This is a genomic window from bacterium, from assembly GCA_021108215.1.
GTDB lineage: Bacteria > Oederibacteriota > JAAXVQ01 > JAAXVQ01 > JAUVAV01 > JAIORK01.
In genome coordinates this window covers 83,376-102,870 of the sequence record JAIORK010000049.1, presented here as the reverse complement: position 1 = coordinate 102,870, position 19,495 = coordinate 83,376, and the positions used below count along the sequence as shown (strand labels likewise).

The 19,495-nt window shown below is 46.9% G+C and carries 14 protein-coding genes; 9 read left to right on the top strand and 5 right to left on the bottom strand.

Annotation, left to right across the window (positions count from 1 at the left end):
• The 6 genes from K8S19_11330 to K8S19_11305 all read left to right on the top strand — a co-directional run bounded on the left by K8S19_11330 (position 1) and on the right by K8S19_11305 (position 7,056).
• Positions 1 to 1,005: a zf-HC2 domain-containing protein gene (locus tag K8S19_11330; protein ID MCD4814269.1), complete on the top strand. Its 1,005-nt coding sequence runs from the start codon at positions 1 to 3 to the stop codon at positions 1,003 to 1,005.
• Positions 1,006 to 1,053: 48 nt separating this feature from the next.
• A protein-coding gene (gene prfB / locus K8S19_11325) for a peptide chain release factor 2 (protein ID MCD4814268.1) occupies positions 1,054 to 2,155 on the top strand; the annotation gives its coding sequence in 2 pieces (ribosomal slippage) (positions 1,054 to 1,113 and positions 1,115 to 2,155; 1,101 coding nt in all).
• On the top strand, positions 2,152 to 2,964 hold the full coding sequence (locus K8S19_11320; protein ID MCD4814267.1) for a hypothetical protein: 813 nt from the start codon (positions 2,152 to 2,154) through the stop codon (positions 2,962 to 2,964). The genes prfB and K8S19_11320 overlap by 4 nt, the downstream gene beginning before the upstream one ends.
• Positions 2,965 to 3,201: 237 nt before the next feature.
• Complete coding sequence (gene sppA / locus K8S19_11315; GenBank protein ID MCD4814266.1) at positions 3,202 to 4,152, top strand: signal peptide peptidase SppA; 951 nt, start codon at positions 3,202 to 3,204, stop codon at positions 4,150 to 4,152.
• 31 nt (positions 4,153 to 4,183) lie between these two features.
• Positions 4,184 to 6,835 carry a hypothetical protein gene (locus K8S19_11310; GenBank protein MCD4814265.1) on the top strand — a complete coding sequence of 884 codons (2,652 nt, stop codon included), beginning with the start codon at positions 4,184 to 4,186 and terminating at the stop codon, positions 6,833 to 6,835.
• Positions 6,832 to 7,056 (top strand): hypothetical protein, encoded by a 225-nt coding sequence (locus tag K8S19_11305; protein MCD4814264.1) that lies wholly within the window; start codon positions 6,832 to 6,834, stop codon positions 7,054 to 7,056. Before K8S19_11310 ends, K8S19_11305 begins: the two co-directional genes overlap by 4 nt.
• Before the next feature lie 134 nt (positions 7,057 to 7,190).
• Here the strand turns inward: K8S19_11305 and K8S19_11300 are convergent, their stop codons facing one another.
• The 5 genes from K8S19_11300 to K8S19_11280 form a co-directional block, all read right to left on the bottom strand.
• Positions 7,191 to 7,619: a delta-60 repeat domain-containing protein gene (locus K8S19_11300; protein MCD4814263.1), complete on the bottom strand. Its 429-nt coding sequence runs from the start codon at positions 7,617 to 7,619 to the stop codon at positions 7,191 to 7,193.
• A 273-nt stretch (positions 7,620 to 7,892) separates the two neighbouring features.
• Entirely contained in the window at positions 7,893 to 8,231 is a 339-nt protein-coding gene (locus tag K8S19_11295; GenBank protein MCD4814262.1) for an STAS/SEC14 domain-containing protein, read from the bottom strand.
• Positions 8,232 to 8,316: 85 nt separating this feature from the next.
• The gene (locus K8S19_11290; protein MCD4814261.1) at positions 8,317 to 11,223 is read right to left on the bottom strand and encodes a T9SS type A sorting domain-containing protein; all 2,907 of its coding nucleotides are present in this window, start codon (positions 11,221 to 11,223) and stop codon (positions 8,317 to 8,319) included.
• Positions 11,224 to 11,427: 204 nt separating this feature from the next.
• The gene (locus tag K8S19_11285; protein MCD4814260.1) at positions 11,428 to 11,796 is read right to left on the bottom strand and encodes a hypothetical protein; all 369 of its coding nucleotides are present in this window, start codon (positions 11,794 to 11,796) and stop codon (positions 11,428 to 11,430) included.
• Positions 11,797 to 12,035: 239 nt separating this feature from the next.
• Positions 12,036 to 14,804 carry a T9SS type A sorting domain-containing protein gene (locus K8S19_11280; GenBank protein MCD4814259.1) on the bottom strand — a complete coding sequence of 923 codons (2,769 nt, stop codon included), beginning with the start codon at positions 14,802 to 14,804 and terminating at the stop codon, positions 12,036 to 12,038.
• 280 nt (positions 14,805 to 15,084) lie between these two features.
• On the opposite strand from K8S19_11280, the gene K8S19_11275 reads away from it, so the two are divergent.
• The 3 genes from K8S19_11275 (at position 15,085) to gltA (ending at position 19,414) form a co-directional block, all read left to right on the top strand.
• The gene (locus K8S19_11275; GenBank protein MCD4814258.1) at positions 15,085 to 16,872 is read left to right on the top strand and encodes a phosphoenolpyruvate carboxykinase (GTP); all 1,788 of its coding nucleotides are present in this window, start codon (positions 15,085 to 15,087) and stop codon (positions 16,870 to 16,872) included.
• Positions 16,873 to 17,201: 329 nt separating this feature from the next.
• A complete protein-coding gene (locus K8S19_11270) occupies positions 17,202 to 18,020 on the top strand; it encodes a sulfide/dihydroorotate dehydrogenase-like FAD/NAD-binding protein (protein MCD4814257.1) in 819 nt (272 codons plus the stop codon).
• A complete protein-coding gene (gene gltA, locus K8S19_11265) occupies positions 18,020 to 19,414 on the top strand; it encodes an NADPH-dependent glutamate synthase (protein MCD4814256.1) in 1,395 nt (464 codons plus the stop codon). Before K8S19_11270 ends, gltA begins: the two co-directional genes overlap by 1 nt.
• Positions 19,415 to 19,495: the final 81 nt, after the last annotated feature.

Genomic DNA, 19,495 nt, shown 5'->3' with positions numbered 1-19,495 from the left:
ATGGATTGCCAAGAATGCAATGAATTGTTGCCTTTGTACGTTGATCAGTCACTGACGCAGGAAGAAATTGAATCCATACGCAGTCATTTGGAATCATGCAGTCATTGTGCGCAGGAAATGGAAATTTTTACCCGGTCATTCAATGCTGTTAAAAATTTGAAGTGTGTCGAAGCGCCGGATGGTTTTCACGAGCGTTTTCAAGCTCGCTTTAGAAAAGAATGCTGGCCGGGACTACGCCTGAGTTTTTGGGGCTCGCTTTCTTTGGGCACGGTGGCAGCTGCGGCGGCAGTCTTACTTGTGGTTGTGCTTCACAATCCCTTTGGATCGATGAAACCCGCTGTCATTGTACCGACCACTGGAACTCAAACGGCAAAACAACCCATGGTGAAAGCGGAAGTTGGCGGGCGCGGGGACGCAACGCTTGCGAACCAGAAGCGTGCGGACCAAGCGAAACATACCGTAAGCGCTGCTGCTCCCGTGAAAACCGGGATCACGGCCCTTACCGCCAATACCCAGCCGAAAAATCAACTGAATTCACTTTATAAAGCGAGTGCAATAAATGCCGGTTATTCTTCCGGCGGAAGTAATGCCGAACAAAAACCCGCCTATCGAATGACCGCTTCCGCCAAAAAAAAAGAACCTAAACTGGTTCGCCAACGAGGCGAATGGAGCGGGGATGCGTGTGCACTGCATCAACCCTTGAACCGGGTGGTACGGACACCGTCTGAATTGACGGCGCTCTGGAAAAAGGCGCAAATACAATCCATTTCCATGCCGCAGCTTGATTGGTCAAAAAACATGATCGGCATTATTTGTCTGGGAGACAGCCAAGGACGCGGTCATGAAATTATGCTGAGAGAGATACAAAATAAAGATGATCTCATGATCGTTAAATATAAAATCAGCCGTCAAAACAGCATCCAAGATGGAAATATCACACAGCCGTTTATGATTTTTACCCTTCCCAAAACAAGCCGACGTGTAATTTTCAACAAAGAAAGTTGACGTTTTTCCTTTTAAAGCAGATTACCAAATATTCAAAAAGGGGTTCTTATGACAATAGAATTAATTACGCAATTATCTGAGCGGATTGAAAAAATGCGGAGGTATCTTTGACGTTTCTGATAAGGAAGCCGCCATTCTGAAATTGGAGGGGGCCATTTCTCAGCCGGACATTTGGAATAACCCGCAGCATGCAAAAAGTCTGAACACTGAACTGGCGCGCTATAAACGCGATGTCGATTTTTTCAATCATATGGTAACCACGCTGGAGGATTTGAATGTTGCCGCAGAGCTGTTTGAAGAATCAGGCGGTCAGGACAAGGATTTGCAAAAAGATATGGACAGAGGCATTGCCTTTTTGGAGAAAGAAATTGCCGGTTTTGAATTTCGTTTTATGCTTTCCGGACCCAATGACCGGGACGCGGCCATCGTCTCCATTCATCCGGGCGCGGGTGGTACTGAATCACAGGATTGGGCCCAGATGCTTTTTCGTATGTACACACGCTGGGCGGAAAACCGAAAATACAAGGTAACCATGCTCGACCACCAACCCGGCGAAGAAGCCGGATTGAAGTCCGCCACCTTTCAAATAGAAGGGGACTATGTTTTTGGGTATTTGCGGTCCGAAAAAGGTGTCCATCGTCTGGTCCGGATTTCTCCGTTTGATGCCAACAAACGGCGCCACACCTCTTTTGCTTCGATTGATATCGTGCCGGATATTGAGGATGAAATTGAGATTGAGGTTAAAGATGATGATTTGCGGATTGATGTTTTTCGCGCCTCCGGTGCCGGCGGGCAGCATGTTAATAAAACCGAATCCGCTGTGCGCATCACACATTTGCCAACGGGTATTGTCGTACAATGTCAGGAAGACCGCTCACAACTAAAAAATCGCGCCAATGCCATGAAAGTGCTAAAAGCACGCTTGTATGTAAAAGCCCAGGAAGAAAAAGCTGAAAAAACCAAGAATCTGTATGGTGAAAAAATGGGAATTGCCTTTGGCAGTCAAATTCGTTCCTATGTGTTCCAGCCGTATAGTATGGTCAAAGATCACCGCACCAATTTTGAGGTGGGGGACGTGCATAAAGTCATGGATGGATATCTCGAAGGGTTTATTGAAAGTTATCTGAAAAACCAAACAAACAAGGCATGATAAAAAAAAGCATTCTTATTCTGCAAGTAGTGCTGTTTTTACTTCCGGTCCCGATGCCGGCGGCCGAAGATGCGGAATCTGAAATTGTGTTTTCGCGATTAATTATTTATGATGTGCGGGGAAAACGCAAAGATGAAACCGCCGTCATTCTCGAGCAAAAAGGGGAAAAGGTCAGAGTCTGGCTTAAAGATTATATGGGGAAACGAACCGGCGCCGTACCCTACGAAGAATATCGCGACTGTTTTGAAACAATGAGAAAAATTAAAAAATTTGCTCTCAAAAAAAAATACCGCGGAAAACTGCTCAGAACCAATGCGGCCCATGGCGTGATAACCCTGGCCTGGCAGGACAAAGGCGGTAAACAGATTGAAACAATTAAATACTACGCGCCCGAACATACGCTGGATGATTTTCGTTATGCGTTTAATGGAATTTGGGCGCTTTCCCGGTATGCTGTTCTGTCGTTAAATTCTTTTGAAAATCCCCGCGTGGAATATCTTGAAGATGCCGTCTATTTTATGTCCGGTGCGGGGTGGATGACGCATGCGGAAATCCAATCGGTGGTGGCGTTTCACCATTCCCGCGGACATGCCCAAAGAATCACACGCTCGCTTTGGCGCGCCCTGTCACAAAATTATCCGGCGGCAAGTGAATTCAGCAACCGGACTTATTTAGAGCACTGTGTCAAGCGCGGGATGATTTTCATGGGAGACGATGCTGTTGTTTTTTTGAAAAAACGTATGCATACTTTAACTGCAAACAAAAAAAAGCTGGCAAACGAGATCCTTAATACCGCCAAAAAGAAATGAAGACCGGCAGCGCAGCACTGCGCCGATCAGGTGATTGGGATGGAGCTTGTTCCAAATAAGAGTTATTCACTGTAACTGAATCGGCCTGGATTCCGGTTTTCTAATTTGGATAAGAATACATCCCTATACTGAAGTGCGGGGATGCCATTGGTATTCTGAACGATATCGTAAAAGTCATGGATAAAAGCAATTGAAAGTATTATAATAGCTTTTGAATATTTTTCCGGGAGAACAGTTATGGCCTTTAAATGGGGAAAAGAATTTGTTTTTATTGCGCTCGGATTGGCGTTCTTTGTGTTGCTTGCGCTTTTGGCGGGACGCACGCTGTATCGAATGTCAGCGGGCGGTTCAATCGGCTTAATCGAAGTGCAGGGGATGATCCTGGAAGATCGTCGGATAATTATGCAATTGCATAAAATGAATGATCATCCCATGATTCGTGCCATTGTGATTTCGATCAATTCCCCCGGAGGTACAATCGCTTCCGCACAATCAATTTCCGAGGAAATAAAAAAAATTCGTCGGCTTGGAAAACCGGTGGTGGTATCGATGTCCGAAGTTTGTGCATCCGGCGGTTATTATATTGCCTGCGCGGCTGATCGGATTTATGCCAATCCCGGTTCGATTACCGGCTCTATCGGTGTGATCTTGCGATATCCGGAAGCGGGCGAATTAATGAAAAAACTTGGTCTGAATATGGAGGTTGTTAAAAGCGTTCCGTATAAAGATATCGGGGATTTTTCCAGAAAAATGAATAAATCCGAGAAAAAAATTATGCAGCGGATGATTGACGACCTGCATGCTCAATTTGTCGAGGCGGTCTTTGACGCGCGTGGGGACAAACTTGCACAAGCATTGGCAGCGAAACAGGAAAAAAACCTTACGGATATGTTGCCTGAAGATATAAAAAAATACTTGGAACGTTTATCCGATGGCAGGGTATTTACCGGACGTCAGGCCCTGCAAAAAGGATTGATTGATAAATTGGGGAATTTAGATGATGCCGTTCAAACTGCCGCTTTTCTCGCGAAACTAAAAGGAAAGCCCAGGGTATTGCGGGATGAGGGACCTTCTTTCTTACGAAGGCTCATGGGATCTTCACAACATCATCGCAAAAATGTTCTGGGCGTTTTGCAGGGACTCAAACGAGGGGTCCAGTGGGACCATCTTTTGAAATCAATCGAATGACGCCCGCTGTAAAGGGGGAAGTTTTTCAATAATGAAATTCCCTACTTCCATGCCTGTATTGCTGCTGATGGGATTTTGTTTTTTTACGTTGCATGCTCCGGTGGTTGCCGGAACTTTTGGCAAGAACAAACTCCAAACACGCCAATTTCAATGGCAAGTATTTGAAACCGAGCATTTTGAAATCCACTACTATCCTGAAGAAGAGGTCCTGGCGCGTGAAGTGTGTGAAATCGCCGAGGACGCTTATCGTTTTGACACCCATCTTTTGCGGGAAAAACCACTCCTGAAAACACCGCTGTTCCTGTACCGCAACCAAATTGATTTTCAGCAAACCAATATCTTGCCGCATATTATCGGGGTGGGGACAGGCGGTTTTACCGAAGCCTATAAAAACCGGATTGCTTTGCCGGCGCCGGATTCACCCAAATCATTACGTGAAGTTGTCTATCACGAATTTATCCACGCACTCCAATTTAACATTTTGTACGGCGAGGGTATGCGTTCATTTCGTGTCTATAAAGGTTATTTGATCCCCATGTGGATTATCGAAGGATTGGCTGAATATGCAGCACAGAGTTGGGATAGTTATGCAGATATGATCATCCGTGATGCGGTCCACTATGAACGGTTGGTCCCATTGACCCTCATGGAAGGGTTTAATCATCTGGAGGATGTTTATCTGGCGTATAAGCAATCACAGTTGGCGATGCACTATATCGCCGAACGGTTCGGCGAGGACAAGCTTTCACTTATTTTTAAAAAATTCAAAAATCAAATTGCGCTTTCACAAATTTTGCGCGAGACCCTGGGGATGGGGCTGCAGGATTTTAACCGGGAATTTATGTTTTGGGCCCGGCAAAAATATTGGCTGCAAACCGAGGGGCGGGAAAAACCCGGGAATTTTTCCAGTCCGGTCGATCATGCACCGCCGGGTCGCATAATCCTGACCACCGGTGCAGCCTGGTCGCCGGACGGACACACTTTGGCTTATTGTTCAAATCGGGAACAGTGGTTCCGAATTTATCTAAAACCCCGCGGGTCTGCCGGCAAGGGGGTTGCGTTTACACATATAAAATTTGAAAGTTTCAATATTCGCGGAAGACCCATTGCCTGGTCGCCGGATTCGCGACAAATTGCCTTTGTGGCCCAGATCGAGGGGAAAAAACATCTTTACCTTCTTGATGTAAAGACACGCAAGCTTATTAAAAAAAATATTCCGGTCGACGATTTATTTTCACCGGCCTGGTCGCCGGATGGCGGCACGATCGCACTCTCCGGCGTTAAAAACGGCGTGAGCGACATTTTTATTTATAACCTGTCCTCGGGGACATTGCGTTCTGTAACCCAGGATCGATTTGCCGACAGGTCGCCGGTTTGGACTCCGGATGGAAACGCTTTGGTCTATGTCAGCGAAAGAAACAATTTTTTGCAATTGTACATTAAAACACTTAAGGAACCTGGTCATGAAAGTGTGGCCTTGACATGGGATGCCGCCCAGCACACCGCGCCTTGTTTTTCTTCTGACGGGAGTTGGATATATTTTTCCAGTGATCAAAGCGGCATCTTTAATCTTTGCCGTATGAACCTGGTTACATTTCAGATGTTTCAGATTACCAATATTCGCAGCGGTGCGTTTCAACCGGCCATTTCTCCGGATGGTAAAAAAATTGTTTTTACGGTTTATCAAAACGGAAACCACGCGCTTTATGTTATGCCGGCATCCTATCTGCAAAAGGAACGGGAGGTGATCGTTGTCCCGGCAGCGACGCGGGTGGATTCTCCGGCAGATCCCAACGCCGCGAGCCCGAAGGACACACCTGAAACATCGCCGGAAGCGAATATGGGAGAAACAGTGGTATTGGAAAAGAAAGCCGGTGTTATCCAAAAACAGCACCCTTATCATTTTCGCTTTTCGCCGGATCTGCTTTTTTTACTGGCGGGTTACGATAGCTCGCAAGGTGTGGTCGGGGGCGGCTATTTTACGGCAAGTGATTACTTAGGAGACCATTTGGTCAACCTATACAGCGATTTTGTTCCAGGGTACCAGGCCAACACCCAGCTCACTTATAGTAATCTGGCTTATCCGATTGATATCCAGTTGGGAATTAAGTACAGCCGGTATTATTACCGCATTCTTGATCTGGAGACCAGTGACTTACTCGACGAATTTAATGACGAAGCGATCGGCGGTGCAATTTCTTTTCAGAAACCTTTTTCAATGTATGACCGGATTGAAATGGAAGTCGGCTTGAGTTATCTCAAGCGCGAACACGAAGATTTCACGCAGAACCGGCGCGTGGGCACCCTCCGCCTTTCATTAGTGCATGACAGTACCGCCTGGTATGAGTATGCCCCTGCGGATGGATTTCGTCACCGTTTGTCCCTGCTGACTGCGGATAAAATATTGGGCGGCGAAGAGCGTTATCAGATACTCCAGTTGAATTCTCAATTGTATAAAACGCTTGATTTTATTTCGCCTACCCTGGTTTTCGGTTCACGGCTGATGCTGGCCGGGAGTTTCGGGTCTGACCGCCCGGTTTATTTATCCGGCGGTATTGGTCTTTTACCGGATTCTGCGACCATTCGCGGCTATCGCTATGGCGAGTTGTTAGGCAGTCTGAGCTCCGTTTCCCTTTGGCGCGGAATATCAACTATTCTCTTTGGCCGCTCGATTTTTTATTGATAAAATCAATTCAGGCGGTTTTTTTCGACGATATTGGCATTGTGAGCAACACGATCAGCGAAAGCTCAGGCAAAGATGTAAGAAATTCAGTCGGATTTGGTTTGCGAATGCATACATTTTTGCTGGGAAAACAATTGCTTACCATTCGTTTTGATCTCGCCCAAAGGACTGATACTACGGCGGAAACAGTCATTGTTTGGGGAATCGGGCAGTCTTTTTAAAGTACCCGGAGTGGGAAAAACGCTTGATTGGATTCATAGGCGCATGGCCCTGATTTTAAGTCGCAGTAAAAATAGCGTGTGCACTTAAAGCAAAATCAAAAATCAATTTTCAAACTAAATCCAAAAACCGCAAATCAAGCACGATTGAAGAAGCTGGCATCAGAATTGAAAGCAATATCCAATGTACCGTCCGTGTTCAGCCGGGCGATGTGGTTCCTGGGTGTGCCTGAGATACTGGTAAAACTATCGCCTGCGAGTATTTTTCCGTCAGCCTGCTCAACCAGGGTACGGACAGCGTCGTCCGCATTGGGAATAAAAGTGGCATCTATTGAGCCGTCTGTATTCAAGCGGGCGATGCGGTTCTTGCCAATACCTCCGATGTTGCTAAAAAGAACGCCTACGAGTATTTTTTTGTCAGCCTGCACAGCCAGGGAATGAACGGCAAAGTCTGCATTGGGATTGAATTCATCATTGGCTGATGCGGCATAGCCTTTTGTCACCAACCCGAACAGGACCAGACCAATCATTAATATCATACTCAGAAAAAATGTTTTCGTTTTCATGCTTTCCTCCCGAAGTACCTGCTTGGCAGTACTTACTCCGCATAGCTTAATCGAAAATATTTATGCTTGTCAAGTAAATGGAGTCGCTGATTGATAAATTGAAATATTTTATAATCGACACAGATTGCAGCTTAATTAAAGTGTCTATCAAACCCGAGGCAGCCCACTACGTCCCCTGTTTCATGATTATAGATGATGAGTGGTTTTGCAGCGGAATCAGAATATTAGTCATACACTGGTTATTTTTCCCGTCCCAGGCCTGCTCCGTTCAAATTATTCCACTAACCATTTTTTAGCTTCTTCTAATGAATCAAATGCTTCCAAGGAAGTAGTTGATACAACTTGCACTGCCTTAAACAATATTTTTTTAATACCTTTAACCCCAACTATTGCATATTTTTTTATATAGGGCGCAGTTGTACCTGCAATTTTTTTTAATACAATCATACTCGCAGGGCTAAATTGTGCATTTTCAATATCAGAAAGAACCAATAGGTTTCTGTCATTTTGGCTGATTACAGCATTCTCGAATTTATTCATTTTATTTATGAATTTTTCAGGTAATAGACCAGATAAATCATTGTCCATTATTTTTTTACCATTATATTCCATCCATTTTATTTCATTACACATTAGTTGTACCTTTCTAAAAATGATTGGTTTGAATTGTCACAAAACAGCTGGAGCCATCCTGCGGTTATTTCACAATCGCTGCTTTTAGTTGTCCTTTATTCTTACCATCCATAATAATTCGTACCAGATAGATGCCGGGCGCGACAGATGAACAATCCCAAACAATGGTTTGTCCGTGTCCGGCCGGCAGGGATTGCGTAAGCTGAGCAATTTGTTCGCCTGACATATTGTAAATCTGCAAACCCACCTCTGTGGCATGATCCAGGTGAAATAAGAACCGCATTTCATTAACAGCAGGATTGGGATAGGCGAGTGTGATTTTTCCTCTCAAATCCACATTCAGCAACGGATTGTCCGGTGTGGGGGTTGCGGTAATCGTTATGGTTGCAGTCGGCGTTGCCGAAAAAGTCGGGCTTGGTGTTGCCGTGGGATTGATAGTCGCCAAGGGCGTTGCGGTATAAGTCGCGGTTATAGTTGGTGTTATTGTGGAGGTTGATGTCACAGTCGGTGTAGGTGTCGCTGTGGGAGTGAGAGAATTATAATACTGTCTCACAGATTCGATAAATCCGGCGGAACCATTGTGTTGCCCTCCCGAGATTTGGCCTTGTGCACGAATGTATCCAATTTCATTATAAGCCAATGACTGTCCGGTCAGGTGCCAACCTCCGCTAATGCGTGTACCAACACCCAGAGAAACCCAACTCGTTCCATCTGAAGAGTATTCAAAGGTTACCTTATAGTTTTCTGGAGATGATTGGCTTCGCATCCAGGACAGGGTGGTGCCGTCAGCGGACACAGCGAGGTTTTGTAACGCAGCCTCATCCGCGCTCAGCCGGGCGATGCGGTTCCGGGTTTCACCGCCGATGGTGATAAACTGACCGCCTGCGAGTGTTTTTCCATCAGCCTGCACGGCTATGGCATAGACATCGCCATCTGCATTGGGATCAAAGGTCACATCCAAAGTGCCGTCCGTATTCAAACGGGCAATGTAGTTCCGGGTCACACCCCCGATGGTGGCAAAAGAACCGCCGATAATTATTTTTCCGTCAGCCTGCACAGCCAGGGTATAGACACTGCCGACTCCGCCTGCATTGGGATCAAAGGCAACATCCAAAGTGCCGTCAGCATTCAAACGGGCGATTTGGTTCCTGGGCACACCCCCGATGGTGGCAAAAGAACCGCCGATAATTATTTTTCCGTCAGCCTGTACAGCCAGGGTACGGACAGAGTGGCTGGCATTAGGATCAAAGGCGGTATCCAAGGTGCCATCCGTATTCAAACGGGCGATGCGGTTTCGGTCCACACCGGCAACGGTGGTAAAAGAACCGCCGATGAGTATTTTCCCGTCAGCCTGCACAGCCAGGGTATAGACGCGGTTGTTTACATCAGGATCAAAGGCAACATCCAAAGTGCCGTCTGTATTCAAACGGGCGATGTAGTTCCTGGTCACGCCACCCATGGTGGTAAACCAACCACCTATAAGTATTTTCCCATCAGCCTGCACAGCCAGGGTATAAACACTGCTGCCTCCTGCGTTGGGATCAAAGGCAGTATCCAAGGTGCCATCCGTATTCAAACGGGCGATGCGGTTCCGGGTCACGCCGCCTATGTTGGTAAACCAACCACCTATAAGTATTTTTCCATCAGCCTGCACGACTAAGGTATAGATACTGCTGTCAGCATTGGGATCAAAGGCAACATCCACAGTGCCATCCGTATTCAGACGGGCGATACGGTTTCTGGCACTACCGGCGATGGTAATAAAAGCACCGCCGGCGAGCACTTTTCCATCAACCTGCATAGCCAGGGCACGGACAGTGCCGCCTGAATTGGGATCGAAGGTGACATCCAGTCTGGCGTCCGTATTCAAACGGGCGATGTAGTTCCGGGTCACGCCAGCGATGGTGGTAAACTCACCGCCGGCGAGCGCTTTTCCATCAGCCTGCACAGCTAAGGCAATGACACTGCCGTTTACATTAGGATCAACAAAGGCAACATCCAAAGTGCCGTCTGTATTCAAACGGGCGATGCGGTTCCGGGTCACACCAACGATGGTAGTAAAGTAACCGCCTGCGAGTATTTTTCCGTCAGCCTGCACAACCAAGGTCTTAATAACAGAGTTTGCATTGGGATCAAAGGCAACATCCAAAGTGCCATCCATATTCAAACGGGCGATGCGGTTCCGGGTCATACCTGCGATGGTAGTAAAATAACCGCCTATAAGTATTTTTCCGTCAACCTGCACAACCAGGGTACGGACACTGCCGTCTGCATTGGGATCAAAGGTCACATCCAATGTGCCGTCTGTATTCAAACGGGCGATGTGGTTCCTGGTCACACTATCGATAGAGGCAAAATCACCACCTATAAGTATTTTTCCGTCAGCCTGCTCGGCTAAGGCATAGACATTGCCATCTGCATTGGGATCAAAGGTTACATCTAAAGTACCGTCCGTATTCAAGCGGGCGATGTGGTTCCTGGGCACGCCGTCTATGTTGGTAAACCAACCACCTATAAGTATTTTTCCATCAGCCTGTACGGCTATGGCATAGACATTGCCATCTGCATTGGGATCAAAGGTCACATCCAAAGTGCCGTCCGTATTCAAACGGGCAATGCGATTCCTGGCCACGCCACCCATGGTGGTAAACCAACCACCGCTAAGTATTTTTCCGTCAGCCTGCACGGCTAAGGCATAGACATTGTGGTTTGCATTGGGATCAAAGGCAACATCCAATGTGCCGTCTGTATTCAAACGGGCGATGCGGTTCCTGGTCGCGCCTGCGATGGTGATATAATTACCGCCTGCGAGTACTTTGCCGTCAGCCTGCACAGCCAGGGTATAGACATAGCTGCTTGCATCGGGATTAAATCCATCATTGGCTGAGGCGGCATATACTCTTGTCAGCTGCGCGGAAAGCACCAGACCAACCATTAATATCATACTCAAAAAAATTATTTTTGTTCTCATGTTTTTCTCCCGAAGTACCTGCTTGGTGTGATATTCGTAGGGAACAGTCGCGACTGTTCCCTACTTTTTACAGCTTAATTGAAAATATTCATGCTTGTCAAGTAAATGGAGTCGTTGATTGATAATATGATTTTAAATTCGCCGTATACTGATATACTAATAAACGTCCCTGATCCCATGTCCCTTTTTATTGCGGGGGAGGTTTCATTCCTGTAAAACGAGCCAGTCTTTTGCTTCACTAATGCTATTAAATTGCTTAATATTTCTACCAGTTATATTGGCAACTATTTGCATAAGTAATTTTTTCACTCCACTGGCACCAACAATTGCCGCCGCCTTTACATAATTTTTGTTTTTACCAGCACCTTCCTTTAAAATTGCCAGTATTTTTGGTGTAAGATATGCTTGACTAACATCTATTAGAGCCAGTACTGAATTCATTGGTTCTTTTACTATCAGCTCATTCAATTTTCCAATCACCATAAAACCCTCTTTTTTTCCATCCTTAGCCCCGGTTAAATCCAATTGTAATATCCTGCGCCCTTTGTACACAGCAAAGCCAACACTAGCCATCCTTCACTCCTTATTCGTATTTATAAATGGTGATTACCTTCACCCCTCCGTTACCATCTGGATGATTACCCCATCAATCAACCTCAAGGTTGGAAATTAGACCCTGTTCCATTGGGGCATCCATCATTTTTGAGTTTAGCTTAGTTCTTATTGTTTTCCAATACATTTCGTAAAACCCTAGAAACTAAAGAAAATTTCCTAGTCCCCGCTTCTTCGTAGGGAACAGTCGCGACTGTTCCTTACTTCACAATTGCCACCTTGATTAATCTTTTTTCTTCGCCATCCATAATAATCCGCACAAGATAGATGCCTGGCGCGACAGATGAACAATCCCACACAATGGTTTGTCCCTGACCGGCTGGCAGGGATTGCGTAAGCTGGGCAATTTGTTCGCCGGACATATTGTAAATCTGTAAATCCACCTTAGCGGCTTGATCTAAGCGGAACAAGAACCGCATTTCATTTTTAGCAGGATTGGGATAGGCTAGAGTAATTTTTCCTTTTAAATCCACATTCAGCAACGGATTGTCTAATATCACAGCAGGGGTTGATGTCACAGTAGGTGTAGGTGCGGGAGCGAGATAATTGTAATACTGCTTCACAGATTCGATAATCCCGGTGGAACCATTGCAATATCCTCCCGAGCTTTGACCTTGTGCTCTAATGTATCCGATTTCATTATAAGACAATGCTTGTCCGGATAGCTGCCAACCTCCGCTAATGCGCGTTCCTGTGCTCAAAGAAGTCCAGCTCGTTCCCTCTGAAGAGTATTCAAAGGTGACATTGTAGACTTCCGGAGATGACTGGCCCCGCATCCAGGTTATGGTTGTGCCGTCAGCGGATACAGCGAGGTTTTGCAGCGCAGCCTCATCCGCGCTCAGCCGGGCGATGTAGTTTCTGGCCTCGCCTGCAATAGTGGTAAAATAACCGCCTGCGAGTATTTTACCATCAGCCTGCACAGTCAGGGTATAGACAATGTCGCTTGCATCAGGATTAAAGGCAGTATCTAAAGTGCCGTCGGAATTGAGCCGTGCGATGTAGTTTCTGGTCTCACCGGCGATGGTAGTAAACCAACCACCCAGGAGTATTTTTCCGTCTGCCTGCACAGTCAGGGTATTGACATAGTGGCTTGCATTAGGATTGAAGCTGGTATCCAAAGTGCCATCAGAGTTTAATTGGGCGATGTAGTTCCTGAGTGTGCCTGAGATACTGGTAAAATTACCGGCTACAAGTATTTTGCCGTCCGCCTGCACAGCCAGGGTTTGGACAGTGGCGCCTGCATTGGGATTGAAGGTAATATCCAAAGTACCGTCTGTATTTAATCGGGCGATGTGGTTCCTAAGTGTGCCTGAGATACTGGTAAAATCACCGCCTATAAGTATTTTTCCATCCGCCTGCACAGCCAGAGTACGGAGACCATTGTTGACATCAGGATTGAAAGCAATATCCAATGTACCGTCCGTATTCAACCGGGCGATGTAATTCCGGGCTGTGCTTGATATAGTAGTAAAAAAACCTCCCAGGAGTATTTTGCCGTCCGCCTGCACAGCCAAGGTATAGACTATGCTGTTTGCATTGGGATCAAAGGCAGTATCTAAAGTGCCGTCGGAATTGAGCCGGGCGATGCTGTTTCTGGCAGTGCCTGAGATGGTGGCAAAACCACCAGCTACGAATATTTTTTCGTCAGCCTGCACAGCCAAAGTCTGGACAATGTTGTCCGCATTAGGATCAAAGGTGATATCCAATGTGCCGTCCGAATTGAGCCGGGCGATGTGGTTCCTGGACACACCTGCGACATAAGTAAACATACCGCCTATAAGTATTTTTCCATCAACCTGCACAGCCATGGTTTGGACCATGTCGTCGGGAACAGAATTGAAGGTGGCATCCGCTGTGCCGTCTGTATTTAAGCGGGCGATGCGGTTTCTGGAACTGCCTGCGATGGTGATAAAATCACCGCCCACGAGTATTTGTCCATCTGTCTGCACGGCTAAGGCATAGACATTACCATCTGCAGTAGGAGCAAAGGTCACATCCAAAGTACCGTCTGTATTGAGCCGGGCAATGTGGTTTCGGGTCACACCGCCTATGGTGGTAAAATCACCGCCCATAAGTATTTTTCCGTCAGCCTGCAAAGCCAGAGGATAGACACTGCCGCCTGCATTGGGATCAAAGGCAACATCCAAAGTGCCGTCTGTATTCAAGCGGGCGATACGGTTCCGGGTCACACCGCCTATAGTGGTAAAATCACCGGCTACGAGCATTTTTCCGTCAACCTGCAGAGCCAGGGTATAGACACTGCCGCCTGCATTGGGATCAAAAGCAGTATCCAAAGTGCCGTCAGAATTGAGCCGGGCAATGTGGTTTCGGGTCACACCCGCGATGGTGGTAAAACTACCGCCTATGAGTATTTTTCCGTCAGCTTGCACAGCCAGCACACGAATAGCGTTATTTACATTGAGATCAAAGGTAACATCCACAGCGCCGTCCGTGTTCAGCCGGGCGATGCGGTTTCTGGAACTACCTGCGATGGTGGTAAAATCACCACCTACAAGTATTTTCCCGTCAGCCAGCACAGCCAGAGTGCGAATAACGTAGTTTGCATTGGGATTGAATGCGACATCCAAAGAGCCGTCTGTATTCAAGCGGGCGATGTGATTCCGGGTCACACCGCTTATCGTGGTAAAATCACCGGCTATAAGTATTTTTCCATCAGCCTGTACGGCCAGAGAATGGACACCGTCATTGGCATCAGGATTGAAAGCAATATCCAAAGTGCCGTCCGTATTTAAGCGGGCGATGCGGTTCCTGGGTGTGCCTGAGATGCTGGTAAACCAACCGCCTACGAGTATTTTCCCATCAGCCTGCACAGTCAAGGTATAAACAGTATTGTTGGCATCGGGATTGAATTCATCATTGGCTGATGCGGCATAGCTCTTTGTTGTCAGCCCGGCCAGGACCAGACCAACCATTAATATCATACTCAGAAAAAATGTTTTTGTTTTCATGCTTTCCTCCCGAAATACCTGCTTGGTGTGATATTCGTAGGGAACAGTCGCGACTGTTCCCTACTTTTTACAGCTTAATTGAAAATATTCACGCTTGTCAAGTAAATGAAATTGTTGATTGATAATATGATTTTGAATTCGCCGTATACTGATATACTAATGAACGTCCCGGAATCCAACCCCATATTTTTTCAGAAAATGATTGATTCGCGGGCAGAGAAATGATATAAGTTTCTAATTTTGCCATGACGCAAAAAATACTATAACAAGAGGTGCCGCCATGGAAATAAAGAACAAAAAGCTAATTGAGTGGGTCTCGGAGATCGAGACAATGTGTAAACCGGATAAAGTCTATTGGTGTAATGGCTCGGAGCAAGAGTACCAGACTATGACGAAATTAGCTGTGGATTCCGGTTCGGCTGTTAAACTTAATGAAGCTAAGCGGCCTAATTCCTTCCTGTTTAGTTCGGACCCGAGCGATGTTGCGAGGGTTGAAGACAGGACTTATATTGCCTGCAAAGATAAAGAATCGGCCGGTCCAACGAATAATTGGATCGATCCGGATGCTTTGAAGGAAACCATGCGCGGGCTGTATGCCGGCTGTATGCAGGGGCGGACCCTGTATGTTATTCCGTTTAGCATGGGACCGATCGGCTCTCCCATATCGAAAATAGGGATTGAGATCACAGACAGTCCTTATGTTGTCGCCAATATGCATATCATGACCCGGGTGGGTGAAAAAGTTATTGAGACTTTGGGTGAAAACGGCGAGTTTATTCCGTGTCTGCATTCTGTGGGCGCACCGCTGGCACCCGGACAAAAAGATGCGGCCTGGCCTTGCGCGCCGATTGAAAAAAAATACATTTCACATTTTACAGATGAAAATTTGATCTGGTCTTATGGCTCCGGGTATGGCGGCAATGCTTTGCTGGGGAAAAAATGCCTGGCTTTGCGCATTGCCTCGACCATGGCCAAACGGGAAGGCTGGATGGCCGAGCACATGTTGATTCTCCGCCTGACCAACCCGGAAGGCAGGCAGTTCCATATCGCGGCTGCTTTTCCATCAGCTTGCGGCAAGACCAATTTGGCCATGATGCAGCCTGCCATCCCAGGTTGGAAATGCGAAACCATTGGTGATGATATCGCCTGGATGAAAATCGGCGATGACGGACGTCTCTACGCCATCAACCCGGAAGCCGGTTTTTTTGGTGTGGCACCCGGAACCAGCTATGAATCCAATCCCCAGGCAATGGATACCTTGAAGGCAAATTGTATTTATACTAATTGTGTGCTTTCTGATGATAAAGATGTCTGGTGGGAAGAGATGGGAATTGAAATCAAACACGGCATTGATTGGAAAGGCCGCGAGTGGACGCCAAAGTCCGGTGAGAAAGGCGCCCATCCCAATGCGCGTTTCACCGCACCGGCCAGACAATGTCCGGCAATTTGTGAGGATTGGGAAAATCCGGCCGGTGTACCGATTGATATTTTTGTTTTTGGCGGCCGCCGTACGCAAGTTGTCCCGCTGGTTACGGAAGCTTTTAATTGGGACCATGGTGTTTATATGGGTGCAACCGCAGCGTCTGAACCGACTGCGGCCGCCTTGGATGTAAAAGCCAAGCTGCGGCGTGATCCTTTTGCCATGCTCCCGTTTTGTGGATACAATATGGGCGACTATTTCCAGCATTGGTTTGATATGGGCGGCAAGTTGGGGAAACACCAACCCAAAATTTATTATGTCAACTGGTTTCGTAAATCAGCGGATGGTAAATGGCTCTGGCCCGGTTTTGGCGAAAACAGCCGTGTGCTTAAATGGATGTGTGAACGTCTGGAAGGCAAGGCCGGGGGCAAAGAGACTGCCATCGGGGTGGTGCCGGAAGCCAAAGATCTGGATCTTTCGAAACTGGACACCCAGGAACAGGATATGCAGGAACTGCTCAAGGTTGATCACGCTGCATGGAGCGCAGAGATGCCGGATGTTGAAGAATTTCTCAATAAATTCGGGACCCATCTGCCTGAAAATATGAAAACGCAATTTGCGAAAGTAAAAGAGCGTTTGTCGAAATAACACGATATTCCAGCAAGAAATTACTCGGTCTTTCTGGAACTATTTTTAACATAGGCAATACGATAGGTGAAATAGTCCTGTGGAATGCTTGTTTTAAAAGGAAAAAACGCACCATCACGTAAGGTATAACAATAGTGAGCGCTATCGGCATTGCTTGCTCTAACGTGTTGATACAGTGCCGGTTTTCCTTTTAAAGCAAGCATTCCACAGGACTTATAAATTAGGCTGTTTGATTAGCTTAACAGCTATTGAGAATTGGGACGTAGGTACTTTAATACCGGATTTAATCAAATGCCCGGAGACTACTAATAATAGAAAGCTGACTTATAATGTTTACCATCACTGCAAAAAAACAAATTGCCCCTCAGGTTTGGCAATATTCTGTTCATGCGCCCGAGATTGCCAGCAAACGCAAAGCGGGTAATTTTGTGATTCTTCGTCCAACCGCAGAGAGTGAACGCATCCCATTGACCATTGTTGATTCCGACCCACTCGCAGGAACAATTGACATTATTTTTCAGGTCGTAGGTGCTACTACATTTGATCTGGCAAAACTGGAAAGCAATCAATCAATTCTTGATATGACCGGTCCGCTGGGACAGGCAACCCATATTGAAAAATACGGAACCTGCGTCATGATTGGCGGGGGTGTTGGTATTGCACCGCTGCTGCCCATTGCCAAGGCTTTCCAGGCTGCGGGGAATACATTGGTAGGCATTCTAGGTTCCCGCTCAAAGGACTATCTGATTTTGGAAGAAGAATTACGAACAGTGAGTCAGCAACTGATTATTACAACTGATGATGGTTCCCAAGGCGAGAAAGCACTGGTGACCGGCCCATTGAAACGCCTGCTTGACAAGGGAGATGTGGATTTTGTTTTGGCAGTCGGCCCGGTCGTGATGATGAAGGCTGTTGCTGAAATAACACGCCCTTACCAAGTAAAAACCATGGTGAGTCTTAATCCGATTATGATAGACGGAACCGGTATGTGTGGTGTCTGCCGCTGTCAGGTTGACGGAAAAACACGTTTTGCCTGCGTTGACGGCCCGGAATTTGACGGCCATACGGTTGATTTTGATGGTTTGAGCCGCCGGTTGAGAATGTACCAACAGGAAGAAAAGGAAAAAATGGAGGCGAAAAAAGCCTGATGCCTTTAAACCTCAATCGTGCGTCCATGCCTGAACAGGACCCTAAAGAACGCCGGAAAAATTTCACAGAAGTGAATCTCGGGCTCTCACCGGAAGCTGCCAAGGAAGAAGCAACGCGCTGTTTGTTTTGCAAGCGTCCCACCTGTGTGGACGGCTGCCCGGTGCATATTGATATTCCGGGATTTTTGGAATCCATTAAATCCAACGATCCGCGCGAGGCTGTACGCCGTATCCGCATGAACAATACCTTGCCCGCTATTTGCGGGCGCGTCTGCCCGCAGGAAACCCAGTGCGAACAGGCTTGTGTGCTGTACAAAAAAGGAGCACCGATCGCAATCGGCGCTTTAGAACGTTATGTCGGTGATTATGCCATTCAGGAGTGCCTGAAGAGCGACAGTGTCATCAAAGAAAAAAATGCTAAAATCGCGGTCATTGGCAGCGGCCCTTCCGGTCTTACCTGTGCCGGAGAATTACGCAAATTCGGCTATCAGGTTACGGTTTTTGAGGCCTTGCATGAACTGGGCGGTGTGTTGGCTTACGGAATTCCTGAATTTCGTCTTCCCAAAGAAACAATTGTTAAACCCGAGATTGAGAATCTGGAAGCCATGGGGGTCATTTTCAAGACCAATGCTTTGATAGGCAAAATGGCGACCCTGGAAGAACTCCTGCATCAACAGGATTTTGCTGCAGTGTATATTGCAACCGGATCAGGGTATCCTCAGTTTATGAACATTCCGGGTGAAGATCTTAGTTATGTTTATTCCGCCAATGAATTCTTAACCCGCATCAACCTGATGCGGGCTTATCAGCCGAGCGCCGCCACCCCGATTCGGGTTGGCAAGCGCGTCGCAGTGATTGGCGGCGGCAATACTGCCATGGATGCGGCACGTTCCGCGCTGCGCATGAATGGTGTTGAAAAGGTTTATCTGATTTACCGCCGCTCGGAAAAAGAACTGCCGGCCCGGGTTGAAGAAGTCAAGCATGCCAAAGAAGAGGGTATCGACCTGCGGCTGCTGACCACGCCAATTGCTTATTTGGGTGATGAAGCGGGCGCGCTGCGCGCGGCACGTTGTTTACGTATGGCGCTGGGTGAACCGGATGCTTCCGGACGTTGCCGTCCAGTTCCGATTGAGGGTAGTGAGTATGAGATTGAAATTGATTCGGCAGTTATCGCGATTGGTACTCAGGCCAATCCGATCATTGCGCAATCAACTCCCGGTTTGAAGACCAATAAATGGGGATACATTACGGCGGATGAAAACGGTCAAACCTCCATGGAAAACGTCTATGCAGGCGGCGATATTGTCAGCGGCGCGGCCACCGTTATTCTCGCCATGGGTGCAGGCAGAAAAGCTGCGCTTACCATCCACGAAAATCTTACGAAATCCAAATAATACTTTTTTTTACAGATCACCCTATGAAATTATTTTACGCCTTAATTTAAGGATTTTTTTGTGAAATTTTTATTGTGTGTA